At 39.0% G+C, this 13,286-nt stretch carries 15 protein-coding genes and 1 riboswitch; of the genes, 8 read left to right on the top strand and 7 right to left on the bottom strand.

Annotation, left to right across the window (positions count from 1 at the left end; genetic code table 11):
• Positions 1–15: 15 nt before the first annotated feature.
• The 4 genes from GXK58_RS00630 to GXK58_RS00615 all read right to left on the bottom strand — a co-directional run bounded on the left by GXK58_RS00630 (position 16) and on the right by GXK58_RS00615 (position 4,342).
• On the bottom strand, positions 16–1,422 hold the full coding sequence (locus GXK58_RS00630; RefSeq protein ID WP_160718869.1) for a sulfatase family protein: 1,407 nt from the start codon (positions 1,420–1,422) through the stop codon (positions 16–18).
• Between the two features lie 131 nt (positions 1,423–1,553).
• The gene (locus GXK58_RS00625) at positions 1,554–2,192 is read right to left on the bottom strand and encodes a YesL family protein (protein ID WP_160718867.1); all 639 of its coding nucleotides are present in this window, start codon (positions 2,190–2,192) and stop codon (positions 1,554–1,556) included.
• 261 nt (positions 2,193–2,453) lie between these two features.
• Positions 2,454–3,077, bottom strand: a complete 624-nt coding sequence (locus GXK58_RS00620) for a potassium channel family protein (RefSeq protein ID WP_160718865.1) — start codon at positions 3,075–3,077, stop codon at positions 2,454–2,456.
• Between the two features lie 20 nt (positions 3,078–3,097).
• Positions 3,098–4,342 carry an MFS transporter gene (locus GXK58_RS00615; protein WP_160718863.1) on the bottom strand — a complete coding sequence of 415 codons (1,245 nt, stop codon included), beginning with the start codon at positions 4,340–4,342 and terminating at the stop codon, positions 3,098–3,100.
• A gap of 312 nt (positions 4,343–4,654) precedes the next feature.
• On the opposite strand from GXK58_RS00615, the gene GXK58_RS00610 reads away from it, so the two are divergent.
• From GXK58_RS00610 to GXK58_RS00595, 4 genes are all read left to right on the top strand, one after another.
• Positions 4,655–4,855, top strand: a complete 201-nt coding sequence (locus GXK58_RS00610) for a cold-shock protein (RefSeq protein ID WP_160718861.1) — start codon at positions 4,655–4,657, stop codon at positions 4,853–4,855.
• A 145-nt stretch (positions 4,856–5,000) separates the two neighbouring features.
• On the top strand, positions 5,001–5,807 hold the full coding sequence (locus tag GXK58_RS00605) for a hypothetical protein (RefSeq protein WP_160718859.1): 807 nt from the start codon (positions 5,001–5,003) through the stop codon (positions 5,805–5,807).
• Positions 5,808–6,006: 199 nt separating this feature from the next.
• Positions 6,007–7,368, top strand: a complete 1,362-nt coding sequence (locus GXK58_RS00600; protein ID WP_160718857.1) for an MATE family efflux transporter — start codon at positions 6,007–6,009, stop codon at positions 7,366–7,368.
• A 189-nt stretch (positions 7,369–7,557) separates the two neighbouring features.
• A complete protein-coding gene (locus GXK58_RS00595; protein ID WP_160718855.1) occupies positions 7,558–7,926 on the top strand; it encodes a hypothetical protein in 369 nt (122 codons plus the stop codon).
• Between the two features lie 31 nt (positions 7,927–7,957).
• Here the strand turns inward: GXK58_RS00595 and GXK58_RS00590 are convergent, their stop codons facing one another.
• Positions 7,958–8,155: a hypothetical protein gene (locus tag GXK58_RS00590; RefSeq protein ID WP_160718853.1), complete on the bottom strand. Its 198-nt coding sequence runs from the start codon at positions 8,153–8,155 to the stop codon at positions 7,958–7,960.
• Between the two features lie 789 nt (positions 8,156–8,944).
• On the opposite strand from GXK58_RS00590, the gene GXK58_RS00585 reads away from it, so the two are divergent.
• Both GXK58_RS00585 and clpP read left to right on the top strand, forming a co-directional pair.
• On the top strand, positions 8,945–9,640 hold the full coding sequence (locus GXK58_RS00585) for a sigma-70 family RNA polymerase sigma factor (protein WP_160718851.1): 696 nt from the start codon (positions 8,945–8,947) through the stop codon (positions 9,638–9,640).
• Complete coding sequence (gene clpP, locus GXK58_RS00580; RefSeq protein ID WP_272928111.1) at positions 9,637–10,251, top strand: ATP-dependent Clp endopeptidase proteolytic subunit ClpP; 615 nt, start codon at positions 9,637–9,639, stop codon at positions 10,249–10,251. Before GXK58_RS00585 ends, clpP begins: the two co-directional genes overlap by 4 nt.
• Positions 10,252–10,305: 54 nt before the next feature.
• On the opposite strand, the gene GXK58_RS00575 is transcribed toward clpP, so the two are convergent.
• Both GXK58_RS00575 and GXK58_RS00570 read right to left on the bottom strand, forming a co-directional pair.
• Complete coding sequence (locus GXK58_RS00575) at positions 10,306–11,415, bottom strand: AbrB family transcriptional regulator (RefSeq protein WP_160718847.1); 1,110 nt, start codon at positions 11,413–11,415, stop codon at positions 10,306–10,308.
• Between the two features lie 222 nt (positions 11,416–11,637).
• Positions 11,638–11,931 (bottom strand): hypothetical protein, encoded by a 294-nt coding sequence (locus GXK58_RS00570; RefSeq protein ID WP_160718845.1) that lies wholly within the window; start codon positions 11,929–11,931, stop codon positions 11,638–11,640.
• Between the two features lie 191 nt (positions 11,932–12,122).
• A riboswitch (SAM riboswitch) is annotated at positions 12,123–12,224 on the top strand.
• Positions 12,225–12,319: 95 nt separating this feature from the next.
• Here GXK58_RS00570 and GXK58_RS00565 point away from each other — a divergent pair.
• Positions 12,320–12,451, top strand: coding sequence for a YezD family protein (locus tag GXK58_RS00565; protein WP_160719728.1), 132 nt, complete (start codon positions 12,320–12,322; stop codon positions 12,449–12,451).
• Positions 12,452–12,526: 75 nt separating this feature from the next.
• The gene (locus tag GXK58_RS00560) at positions 12,527–13,243 is read left to right on the top strand and encodes a phosphoadenylyl-sulfate reductase (RefSeq protein ID WP_160718843.1); all 717 of its coding nucleotides are present in this window, start codon (positions 12,527–12,529) and stop codon (positions 13,241–13,243) included.
• Positions 13,244–13,286 lie beyond the last annotated feature (43 nt).

Raw genomic sequence — 13,286 nt, 5'->3', positions numbered from 1 at the left:
TTATTATTGTGATGCTCAGGAGTGAATCTTCTGATCTAACCTTTCCCGTAAAGGGTTTGCATGCCATTCCTCCCATGTTAAATTGAAATTGGCAAGTATCTTCTCAATGCGCTTACGGAATGGCAGGCCATCATCGCGGAGCTGAATCATCATTGGATCTTCTTTACCTTGTAACATTTCTTGAACCCAATTATCTAAGTCCTTTTCGAATTGGTCAGCAAGATCAGGATTAACATCTGCAAGGTTAATTGTTTCTTCAGGATCATTCGCTAAATCATATAGTTCTCTAGGTGGGCGGTTAAAAACTCCGCTATCGAGAGTGCGAATAAATTTATGTTTTTTTGTCCGTATTCCCCTTGCAGCCTGCCAGGCACATTCACTTAAATAAATTTTCTTTTGGGTGCCATCAGCATGACCAAGAATGGCAGGCCATAAGCTTTTGCCATCGATTTTCCCGTGAATAGAAAGTTTTTCTTGTAGGTTCGGACTTTGTTTTGTGACCGCTTCCAAAATTGTTGGCATCAAATCAACCTGTTGTATAAAGCCGTTAACTTTTTTTCCTCCCGGAATCTTTTCAGGCCATCTCATGATTATAGGTACTCGTACGGTAGTATCATAAAGTCCACAGTGATCCCAGTAAATATCATGTTCTGTTAAACTCTCACCGTGGTCTCCAAATAGGATGAGCAAGGTATCATCTTTGATGCCTAGGTCTTCTAAGTATTCATCGATTTCCCTCAAGCGGTCATCTAAATACCTGATTTCAGCATCATATAAACAATTGATATATTCAGCGTCGGTCACAGGACCAAGTAAATCGAAATGATGATGTTTAAAAAAAGGATAGGCCAAATGATTATATGCTTTATCCATACTGGTATTCATAGAATCATAAGGATCTTTATCCTTATCATAAAAAGTAGGAATATATTCTTCAGGCGGGAGATATGGCGTATGTGCATCCCAATAATGAAGGAATAAGAAAAAGTCTTCTTCTTTATGTTCTTTAATCCAAGGCTTCGCCAATTGGTTAATGGTCTTGCCATCGATCCACCGGTTGCCGCCCGCGCTATTAATATAGTAACGGAATCCTCTTGCGAACCATTCTTTTAACTGGTATAGGTTGTCCACAGCGCCTGTTGTAAACCCTGCTTCCCTTAGCATAGTAGGCATCCATTCTGTGGATTTCGGAAGGGAAGTTAACTCTGACCCATGTGATACTACACCAGTCCGTAGCCCTACTTTACCCGTAAAGATAGAGGTATGAGCAACTTCTGTCGGAATATCAGAGGCAAATCCATTTTCAAAAAGTACACCTTCAGAAGCGATTTTATCCAAGTACGGACTTGTAGGTTTGTTATAGCCGTAACAGCCTAATCGATTTGCTCTGAGTGAATCAAGGGAGATCATGATTATCTTCAAGATGTTTTCCTCCTATGTACAGGTTTGTCAATGTCTTTATCATACTTATATATTAATTTCTATTACTATAAATTTCCTTGTTTATCAGGACAAAGAGATGGTCAATCGGGCCATATCGGTATATATACACTTTATTTAGGAGTAGCCTCTTTTCCATTTTGCCGGATTTTCTGGTCTCTTCTTCGGAAAGCAATATGTGTGGACCACATAATCAGTAGTGTTGATACACTTCCGCCAAAAATTAAAAGCAAACCTGGAAATTGCTGTACTGTGAAATAAAAAATGACACCTCCAGCAGCCATCATGATGGTTGAGTATGGTGAAATCACCATAAAAGAAAAGGCCGTTTTTATTACTTGGAGAACGGAAAGTTCGAAATGAACGAAAACAGGCCAAACGTAGAATATTGTCAAAACATAGACAAAAGTAAGCATTAAGAGAAAATAGTGAACCATCGTCATATAAATATTAGACATTTGTTGAACAAGCTTGATATCGAGATATAAAATAAATCCAGCCAGAAATAGGATGTACCCCAGTATATTGCTTTTTATAAACTCCTTTTTGTAGAGATTCCAAAATGTCTTAAAAATTGGTAGATCCCAATCCTCCAAGAACCATTTACGAATCACTCCAAACATGGCTGATGTCGCCGGAAAAAAACCAAAAACGACCAGGCCCAGTAAAGAAAAGATAATCCAAAGAAAATTTAAGTATGCTAGATTAAGAGCAATAGCAAAAATTTTTAATAAACCGCTTAATCCACCCATTTAAATGTTTTTCCTCCCACAATTATTTAATTTCACCTAAAGCGCTTTCAATAGGAATATATTTTAATATAGATTATATCAAAAAAATGGTTTTTTTTAAAAGAATTTTCTGAATAATCACAACGAAATACCTGATGGTAGTAATTAAAACAAGACAGTATCCTCCTCAAAAGGACACTGTCCACGAACGGTGCCTGTCACTATTAACAACACTGTCTCTATTTACACCAATGAAATCATGAAAAACTTTAAATAAGAAAGTCAATCAGATTTACCTTTTTTACTTATTTCTGTTTGGTAGATCTTTGTTGCAATGATACCCAAAATGGTGGTATTGATTGCATATCCAATGAGCATTTCGCTGGCGGCAATCAGGTTGGATATGGGACCGATGGATGTAATATCACCGTAACCAGTGGTCGTAAAGGTAGTAATGCTATAATATAAGAAATCATTGGCTTTGAGGGAGGTCCCCTTAAAGGCAATCTTTCCTCTTAGCTCGAAGATTAGCTGATATAAATTCGCATACGAAAGGATTATGCTAAATAGTAGCAGACCAATGAAAAAAATAATTGAAATCAGCGAATCGTCCGTTTTCGGAACTTGTTTAATGAAAAGGAATAGGTACCAGAACGTTAACAGATAAATGATAAAAACGATTACTAAAAATAAATAAATCAATTCCTTTTCCTTAACAGGAAAGAATAACAAACAAAATAACAGGAGATTCATTAATATATACAAAATCACTTTATTAAAGTTAAATAGCTTAAGTTTTAAAAAGGAAGTCTTCATTACAACCTCATAATGACTAATTTGAATGATTTTAGGTATATGTTTTACTTTTAAACCATTTATTATCCTACGCACTATATTTGAAGCCATTAAAAAGCGCCCCCACCTATTTAAGAGGAAGGGGACGCTTTTTTCACTGGTTTATAACTCGTAAGATTTTTATTTTTCATTAATTTAACATACATAAGAAAGAAGACAAAGGCACTTAAACCACGTAATACAGAGATGATTTCCATCGATATTCGCATATTGCTGATTTCAAGGAGCCAAATGCCGGCTTGTGGCGCAACAAAAGCAACAAAGGATAAAAGAACATTATATGTAGTAATGCAATAGGTTCTCTTTGCCTCGGGGGACTGCTCCAGCAATAGGTTGAACAACAGCAGGGTAGTACCGGAAACGAAAAAGCCAGAGGTCATCGACACAAATGTGATATAGAAAACATTGGTTGACAGGATATTTAACACCGGAGCAGTAGCCATACCCACCGCAACCCACACAAGTACCAAAGTGTTAGACTTTTGTTCCGCCCATTTTTTCCATAAAGGGAAAGAGAAAATTTGTACCAGCTGATTGGCAACAGAAAAAATACTAATCCAAAGAATGGTAGCATGTACATATCTGACATTATAAATATTAAATAATGCCCATGCGATTTGCCAGGTGAAGTTAAAACATAATGCGGAAATCAAGAACCACTTATACCCTCGGTCTTTAAAAATCGACCAATCCATCGAAGCTGCCTTTTGCCGGTCTGCTGGTTTTATCTGGTGTTTTTCTCGATGTTTCATGAGAAAAAATACTTCTAGTAATCCAAATAGGAAAGCTATAAGGAACAAAATTTGATAGGCCCAGGCATGATCCGTTTGACTTTTCATCACAACTCCAATGATTAAAGTTGTAACCATTCCAACAATCGTCAGCAGACGATTACGATCACTAAAAAAAGCTCCTCGGCGTTTTTCTTCTATCATCCCGCTAATCAAGGTTTGCCATCCGATGTTTGAGATGGTGCCAGGGACATTCATGAGTGCGACAATCATTAAAAATGTCCAAGCTTGATACGAGGAATGAATAAAAATCACCCCTGCCAGCAATAAAAACATAATCCTCGCCCAAAGAACAGACGTGGCAACTGTTTTCTTTTGTAGTTCCAACCGATTTAGTAGAACGGCTGCCGGTATGGTCATTAATAGTGCAACTAAGGGAGGCAGAGAACTAATTAACCCCACTTGATAATTACTAGCACCTAGAATAGAGATTGCGAATATTGGGAAATAATTGCTGGCAAGATTCACAGCAATGGTTGACACCATACCATGATAAATACTTACCTTCTCGTTATACGTCCTCATAGGCGGGTCACCCGATTTCTTTTTTAATTCCTTAGATATTATACATGGAAACACTAACCATCTAATAGAGAAATATGAAAAGATTATGAAAAATAAACAGAAAAAGAAGTAGCCCAAATAGCTCAACTCTTGCATGACTTTTCTATCAAAAAAGGAATTAGGTTTGCTTTATACATTTCTATCTGTTATAGTAAAGAAGAATTATTTTTGTGAGTCGGAAAGAACGTTAAAGTGAAATTGCACTTCGTCTGGAAGATTTGAGCAAGGATAGTAACAAATTGTGTGCAACGCACACAGCAGGAGGAACCACACATGGAACAAGGTAAAGTAAAATGGTTTAACGCAGAAAAAGGCTTCGGATTCATCGAGCGCGAAGGTGGAGACGATGTATTCGTTCACTTCTCTGCAATCCAAGGCGAAGGCTTCAAATCTTTAGACGAAGGTCAAGCAGTTTCTTTCGACGTTGAGCAAGGTCAACGTGGACCACAAGCTTCTAACGTTCGTAAAATATAATTTTTAAAGCCATTTGAAAAGACTCTCTGTTGAGAGTCTTTTTTTGTTGCTGATTTATACTCCACAGAAGCTATAATTATTTTTTGCTCATAAAAATGTTATAATCAAGAAAACACATACATATAGAATGGAGGGAATGGCTCTAATGGCTATTTTGCGTTCACAAATAGAACAGTCCGAGATCACTACATATATCCCACCCAAAGGGGACTATGAGACGTTTCGTGATGATGATCATTATAAAGAAAAACTCAAGGAGTGGGGACTCTCAACTGCAAAAAAAGAGTTCTGGTATAAAGAGCGTAACTACCAGCGTCAAGTGACTATAAAGGGATTTGAGATCTATGGAAATTCCGAAGAGTTCAACACCCTTGTCATAGAATTTCAAGATGGCAATCTTACCTGTATCCATCCGGCTTTCTTAAAAGAAATGCAGCAGTCCAGTTTTGGCAAGGAAAGCTTGATTAATCTTGAAGAGACTGGAGAACAAACGGCAAGTACGAAGGTAGAAGAAGAAGTGTCCATTCCAACAGAAACGGCCGCACCAGCCGCTTCTCCTAAAAAGGAGAAGGCCGCCAAACCTGCTAAGGAACCGAAGCCGAAAAAGGAGAAGGCACCTAAAATCGAGCTTCCTTCAGAAAAGGTTCACTTTACTGCTTCTGTTAAACAATTTGCACTAGTCTACAATCCATTTAATGAAGAAAATGATGAAGTGGTAGTCTTAGAAAATGTACAAATCGTTCAGGACCAAGCAATCGAACTAGGACTAGCCTGGTGCAGCCATAGTAAGACATTGAAAAAATTCGAATTAGCTCCAGGCGATTTGCTTGAATTTGATGGAAAAGTTGCTGCTAAAAAAATGGGGAAGGGCAAAGATGCCCCAGAGGAATTCATGGTCGATACACCGGTTCCATATAAAATAAATAACCCATCGAAAATTGTTAAGAAATAGGACTTCCCCAATGGAGGTTCTATTTTTTCTAGGAATGAAAAGATAGAGCTAATGGGGAATCTGGTTGACTTTTCTACTTTTGCTATGAAAAAGTATCCGGGGTTCTAGGCGTTTATTTTTGTGATTTAATGGAGGAATAATCATATAAAGTAGGTTATAATGTAATTTCGGACTTTATTTTTATAGGAGTATTAAATGTATGAATCAAACTTTTACAATTAAGGAAAAGACGAAGCAGATCTTTGTCTTGTTAATCCCGATCTTAATTACCCAGCTTGGGATGTTTTCAATGGTCGTTTTTAATACGATCATGTCTGGCAGGTACAGCAGTTCCGATTTAGCAGGTGTGGCCATTGGTTCCTCGATTTGGGGCCCAGTTTTCAACGGGATTAGTGGGATTTTTCTGGCCGTTTCTCCGATTGCCGCTCAGCGCTTCGGTCAAAAAAAGCCTGACGAGGTAGCTGCAGTTGTTAGACATGGTATGTATTTATCCGTTATGATTGCGATTATCATTTTTATTCTCGGCTTCTTCTTGTTAAATCCAATTTTAGATATGATGAATCTTTCGACGGAAGTGAAAGATATCGCTTTTGGTTATTTGGTTGGGCTTAGTATTGGAATGCTGCCGCTGTTTATTTTTAATGTGCTGCGGTCTTTTATTTATGCTTTAGGAAAAACGCGGATTATAATGGTTATTATGCTTTTATCCCTGCCTATCAATTTAGTGTTGAATTATGTCCTTATTTTTGGAAAGTTAGGTTTTCCAGAGCTTGGCGGTGTTGGGGCTGGCTATGCAACGGCAATCACTGATTGGGTATTTTTAGGTATGACCATCTTCATTATCACAAAACAGGAACCATTTTCATCTTTCCGGGTTTTCTCTAATTTAAGGGAGTTTTCATGGGAACATTGTAAGGAAATTTTAAAAATTGGTGTTCCGATGGGGCTTTCCGTTTTCTTCGAGACGACCGTGTTTGCGATTGTCACTATTTTATTAAGCAAATTTAATGTAACAACGATTGCTGCCTATCAGTCTGCTTTAAATGTTGTTTCTTTCATTTATATGATTCCGATCAGTATCTCGACAGCTCTGACTGTTCTCGTTGGGTTTGAAGTAGGGGCGCGGAGGTATAAAGATGCGAAACAATACAGCTGGTTAGGAGTAGGGATCGCTCTGCTCATTGCCATCGGAACCGGTTTGATCGTTGTGGCGTTTCGATATCCGGTCGCGGGACTTTATTCGAATGAAACTGCCGTTATTTATATGACCGCTAATTTCTTAATCTTTGCCCTGTTCTTCCAAATATCCGATGCCATTCAGGCAACGGCTCAAGCAGCATTAAGGGGATATAAGGACGTGAATATTGCCTTCGTCATGACACTAGTGGCCTACTGGTTCATCTGCCTGCCGGCAGGCTACTTGTTGGCTAATTACACTGGACTTGGAGCAAAAGGCTATTGGATCGGACTAACAATCGGATTACTCGCCGCAGGAATCTGCCTATCCCTCAGACTCATTCACATCCAAAAGAAAAAGTTTAACGCCGCCGTGTCGCAGTAGTGATAACACTGTAGTGGTGACACTCTAGTGGTGAGAGGCACCATTAGATACCTATTTATGTTCCTTAACAGGAAAAGGTTACTAATGGTGCCTGTCACCCTTTTTATTTATAGGTAGTTTCCTAATTCTGTAAGTGTTAAAATGGAAGCGAAAGGGTATTGAATTTATACTGTAAGTGAGGTGACCTTTATGACGAAGAAAGTCCACTTCGGTGAAGATGAGTTCGTACTTAGATTAAATGGGGTTGAAAGTGTATTTGCATTAAGGTGGCAGTTAAAGATCCCGTATACAGCCATTAAAAAGGTTTATATTGATGAATTTGATCCACCCATGTGGATGCTGCGCATGCCTGGTACTTCCATTGCACCGCTGCACATTTATGAAGGAAGCTTTAAATTCGGGGATGCTTGGTATTTCTTATCCTTCGAGCACGATGTACCGTTATTACACTTAGAGGTCGATGGTGCAGGAAAATATAAATATGTGATATTTGAACTGGAAAACCCGAGAGCTGTCATGATTGAATTGCGGAAAAGAATAAGGGATTTGGACAAGTGAAACAAAAAAACAGTGGGCGAAACGACCACCATTATAATTTCTCTGCTCTCTTTTTTAACTTTCTATTCTTAGCTACATTTTTTAATATGTATACACCTGCAAGCAAGGCTAATAAATTCAACGAATCGCCAAAATTAATGGTTAAACTGAAGCGATTATGCACCCTGATATTATTCGTATTTTTCATCGTTTTTAATTGCTCTTTTTCCTCTAGTTTATCGTTCTTCAAAAAGAACACCTCCTCTTGGACAATTATACCATATTCATTCATATGCGGATATTTATCTGTTACATGATTAAATTTTAAATATCTGTAATGACAGGCACCATTTACTGACTTTCTAACTTTAAAATGTGGGAATGGTTATTAATGGCGCCTGTCACTACTATGAAAATACTAAAAATAAGACGCCATTCGAATGAAAATGGCGTCTTACTTTTAGTTAGTTATAGTTACTTTTAGTATAGTTTTTTTAGGCCGAACCATTTGGAGAATAAACTTTGTTTTTTATCCTTAATTATGAGTTCATCCATAACTAATTTTTCTCGATGTTTGTGGATCCAATTCTGTAATTCTTGTTTATCTTTACAAAGAGTATAATATGTTTCCCCACCTTTTCCAAGAGCGTTGACAACATATCGACTTGTGTTCTCCATAATGCCCACCTTTAAAATGAATTGTATAATTTGCATTATATCAGGCTGATAAAAATAATCCATGGTTATTTTTCATTAAAAAACATCGCATTTTTATCAGGCAATGCTACAACCATTGTAGGATGTCTTATCGACAAATACAAGCCTTATTTCTTTATAGTTTGATATTCTTTAAATTTAATAAACCTCATAATAATATTATGTAAACTAAATAGATCCAATCCAAAAAAAATTAGGCCATACCCTAACATCCATAGATTTATGTGATTCATCTTCATATAATAAAAAAATCATCTAACCCGTATCTTATTATCCTTCTTAAACGTTTATAGAGCAGAGAGTGCAAAAAGGAGTGAAAATCATGTCAGCAAAGCAAAACCCATCCAGGACTGTTAATTCAGAAAAAGAGGAGAACCACTGGATTGAGTATTATCCCAAACTTCAGCGCTATTGCCGTTTTCTAGCCCAAAACAAATGGGATGGAGAGGACATCGCCCAGGAGACCTATCTGAAGGCACTAAAATATCATCGGCACCAGATGAGTACAGCCTTATTAAACAAAATTGCTTATCATCATTGGATCGACCAGCTCCGTAAAAGAGAACATGAAACGCTAGGGGATGAGCTGGACCTTTCTAGTCATGAAATAACAAAACAACTCGATGAAGTGACCACTGCTGTTGAATTACTTATTCAGAAATTCACACCCAAACAGGCCGTCATCTTTTTATTAAAAGAAGCATTTCAATATCAGCTGAAGGAAATAGCAGAGATCTTAGGCACCACTGAAATAGCGGTAAAGGCAAGTCTTCACCGCGGAAAAAAACGGCTGGAAAAAGGAACAGAGGAAGAGGAATCTTTTTCAGTTAATTCCTTTTGGGAAGAGGATGAAATAGAGCAGCTCTCCGATCTATTTTATGAGTCTTTGAAAGCACAGGACCCATCAGTGCTTATCGAAGCCATTCCTTCGATTGCGGCCATAAGCAACGTAACCCATTTCGTATCAACCAATACTCGTCATCACACTCCTTCAAGCACTCTCTGTATGGCTGCATAGCCAAAAAAAGCTTCGAGGAGGAGTTAAAAATGAGCACCATTCCATATGTAATCGAACAATCCAATCGCGGTGAGCGTTCCTACGATATTTATTCACGTCTGTTAAAGGATAGAATCATCATCATTGGAGAGGAAATCACCGACCATACTGCCAATAGTGTGGTGGCCCAGTTATTATTTTTAGCTGCAGACGACCCGGAAAAAGAGATTTCTCTGTATATTAACAGCCCAGGCGGCTCAACCACAGCCGGATTTGCCATTTATGATACCATGCAAATCATCAAGCCGGATGTACGGACGATTTGCACTGGTATGGCGGCATCATTTGGCGCTATGTTGCTCTTGGCCGGGACGAAGGGCAAACGGTTCGCGCTGCCGAATAGTGAAATTATGATTCATCAGCCATTAGGTGGTGTGAGAGGGCAGGCAACAGAAATTGAAATCACAGCTCGCCGAATTTTAAAGCTGCGAGCACAGATTAATCAGATTATCGCTGACCGAACAGGACAAACGGTTGAACAAGTAGCTAAAGATACAGACCGTGATTACTTTATGAGTGCAGAGGAAGCAAAAGCCTACGGAATTATCGATGACATCCTTTCTCCAAAATGAATATAAAAAAACAATGCGGCGTATGCAGGACCGCATTGTTTTTTTATGAATAATTTATGCAGGCTTCTTCTTGATTTTCCCTGCCCCAACCTTAAAAAAGAGTCGCAGCATCGGCGGAACCACAAAATAAATGAAAAATAGCCGGAATAATTGAAAGCCAGTGACCATCGATAAATCGGCATTCACTTCATGGGCGAGGATGGCCATTTGGTCCATTCCCCCAGGTGCGAGGCTAAGGAGGCTGGTTGATGGCGTGATATGATAAAAATAAATCAGCAGCAGCCCTAAACCTACAGAACCTGCAATCATGAACAGACCACTTAATAAGGCCAGGCTAATAATTTTTGTCTTATGTTCGAGTTTCTCCGGTTTCAGCAGCAAACCAATATAAGTCCCAATCATAAACTGTGAGACATCCAAAATCGACGGTGAAACGGCAGGTCCATGAAGTCCAGAAATCCCGGCAATTGCTGTCCCGAGAATCGGTCCTAATAAATTGGGAGTGGGCAATTTAAGTTTCCTTGCCAGAAAAGCACAAACCACACAGATGATTGTGAACCAAATGACATTTGGAAAAACAGGCACTGTTGATTGAACAACATTATCTGCCACATCTGCTGCAGTCCCGTGCGTTGGGTGATTAAACAATGGTCCCAATATTAAGAAAGGAACGACGAAAATAATCATCATCAAACGCGCAACCTGCAGAAAAGTTACCGTGGTAATATCGATGCCTTTCATTTCTTCTGCAAAAATAATCATTTGCGAAAGTCCCCCGGGTATACTGCCAGTCAAAACGGTTGGATAATCCACCCCGGTTAGTTTAGAAACAACCAACGCTATAGCCGCACAGAAACAGACAAGTAAAACCGTCATGAGCAGCATCGACGGAAGTTTAGAGATGATTTGCAGCAGCGCCTCTTTAGTAAAAGATAGACCAATCGAATAACCGACTACAATTAAACCTATATCTCGAATTCCAACAGGCCAATATAAAGGGATTTTGCTAAACCTAGCACCAATTACAACAGCTGCAATCGGTCCGAGCAGCCAGGGAATCGGCGTATGTAAGATGGTAAAGAGAGATCCCCCAATAACAGCGGTAATTAGGGTAACCAAAAAACGAATGAATTTATTATCCAAACTCTTTGCTGAATAGTTCAAGAAAAGCCCTTCTTGTATTTAAAATTTTAATCCATCTGTTATTTTACCACGGTAGTGAGTGAAAACGAAGTAAAGGGTTTGACGAAAGGACTTTTTAATAAGTTGAAGTAGTCTAACTGATAATCCCTAAAAATGCACAGTCCAATGTAAAATAGTTATTCTTCGGTTGAAATAAAGCAGAACAAAAGAAAAGAGAAAGCAGAAAGTGCTTTCTCTTCATCTTTATTCATTACTGCTGCTGCTGCTGCTTTCATCTTGGTCCGGTCCGTGCTCACCTTCACCTGGTCCAAACCCAAAAGGTCTCCTTGGCCCTAAGTTCTCGACTCGAAAGATCGCCACGATGGTTTCAATCCGAATCGCCAAAACCCGCAGACTGACCCTGCCTCTCGTTTCCAAAACAATCACATCTCTGCCGACCTCTAGCAGTCTGCCAACAAAATTACCTTGAAGGGTGACCACTTCTACTTCCTTTTTCAAAAGTTCGTGTGCAACTTCATGAAAATCTAACTCTGACACATTCATCCTCCTCCTTCACATTACAGTAAATGCAAACATTCGAAAAAGGGCATTCGTTTTAAAAATTTTTTTGTCAAACAGTCACAAATTGTTTACCATATAAAAAGTGGCCTAAAGAATTTTTTAATTTTTAGATTTTTTTATTTACATAAAACCTATTGGTATGGTAGGATTAATTTCATCAATTAATATTCTTATCGAGAGAGGCGTAGGGACTGGCCCGATGAAGCCCGGCAACCTGCAAAGCAAGGTGCCCATTCCAGCAAAATGTTTCACATTTTGGGAGATAAGGTGTCCCTGGACTTATGGTAACGCCTTTCCTCAGATCGGAAAGGCGTTTTTTGTAAAAAGGAGGCGAATCAATCTGAACGCTACTGAAAAGGAAGAACTGATTACTCATTTAGAGAAAATGCTTGTTTCTTTACAATATGGCTCTATTACACTAGTAGTTCAGGATGGAAAGATTGTACAAATAGAAAAAAATGAAAAGGTTCGTCTTAAACAAAACAAACCGCGCTGACCAGAACACTGGAGGCTGATTGAAACGTCAACCTCCAGGAAGACGCTTTTTTTATGAAAAAAGGAGGCATGTAGCATGACAGCTGCAATAACCTATCAAAATTGGCAACAAATTTCAGACACGTTCTCGTACGATGACGAGACAAAAGGGGCACTGTCCGTATTAAAGTGGGCATACAGCTCGTATCCTGACGAAGAGATTGTTTATGCATCAAGCTTCGGCGCTGAAGCCATCGTGCTAATCGACCTGATTCATCAGGTAAAACCTGATGCACATATTGTTTTCTTAGATACTGGGCTTCATTTCCCTGAAACATACGAAGTCATCGATAAAATGGAAGCTCGTTTCCCAACATTAAGAATTGAACGGAAACTTCCAAAAATGACTCTTGATGAACAGGCGGCAGAATATGGGTCTGCTTTGTGGCTGAGGGATGCCAATCAATGCTGTAACATTCGTAAGGTAATCCCATTAAGGGAGACCCTGACTGCTAGAAAAGCGTGGATCTCAGGATTGCGCCGGGAACAGTCACCAACTAGAGCCAACACGGAATTCCTAAATAAGGACGACAAATTTGAGAATATCAAAATCTGCCCATTGATTCATTGGACTTGGGATGAGGTATGGGAGTACATCAAGAAGAAGGATCTTCCATACAATACCTTGCATGATCATAATTATCCAAGCATCGGATGCTTCCCATGCACGAAGCCTGTTTCTGATGGCGGCGATTCACGTGAAGGACGCTGGTCAGGAAGCGGCAAAACAGAATGCGGTTTACATACCCGCTAATCTGAACAAACCAGTCGGGCATTCTTGGCAGTGCCCACCGCAT

This window comes from Bacillus sp. USDA818B3_A (assembly GCF_009928415.1).
GTDB lineage: Bacteria > Bacillota > Bacilli > Bacillales > Cytobacillaceae > Neobacillus.
Note: the sequence above shows the minus strand (reverse complement) of the source record. Positions and strands in the feature narration are given on the sequence as shown.

Coding starts and splice junctions, on each gene's coding strand:
- GXK58_RS00625 (WP_160718867.1), bottom strand. CDS start 2,192: ATGGGTGGATTAAGCGGTTTATTAAAAATTTTTGCTATTGCTCTTAAT.
- GXK58_RS00620 (WP_160718865.1), bottom strand. CDS start 3,077: ATGGCTTCAAATATAGTGCGTAGGATAATAAATGGTTTAAAAGTAAAA.
- GXK58_RS00615 (WP_160718863.1), bottom strand. CDS start 4,342: ATGAGGACGTATAACGAGAAGGTAAGTATTTATCATGGTATGGTGTCA.
- GXK58_RS00610 (WP_160718861.1), top strand. CDS start 4,655: ATGGAACAAGGTAAAGTAAAATGGTTTAACGCAGAAAAAGGCTTCGGA.
- GXK58_RS00605 (WP_160718859.1), top strand. CDS start 5,001: ATGGCTATTTTGCGTTCACAAATAGAACAGTCCGAGATCACTACATAT.
- GXK58_RS00600 (WP_160718857.1), top strand. CDS start 6,007: ATGAATCAAACTTTTACAATTAAGGAAAAGACGAAGCAGATCTTTGTC.
- GXK58_RS00595 (WP_160718855.1), top strand. CDS start 7,558: ATGACGAAGAAAGTCCACTTCGGTGAAGATGAGTTCGTACTTAGATTA.
- GXK58_RS00585 (WP_160718851.1), top strand. CDS start 8,945: ATGTCAGCAAAGCAAAACCCATCCAGGACTGTTAATTCAGAAAAAGAG.
- GXK58_RS00560 (WP_160718843.1), top strand. CDS start 12,527: ATGACAGCTGCAATAACCTATCAAAATTGGCAACAAATTTCAGACACG.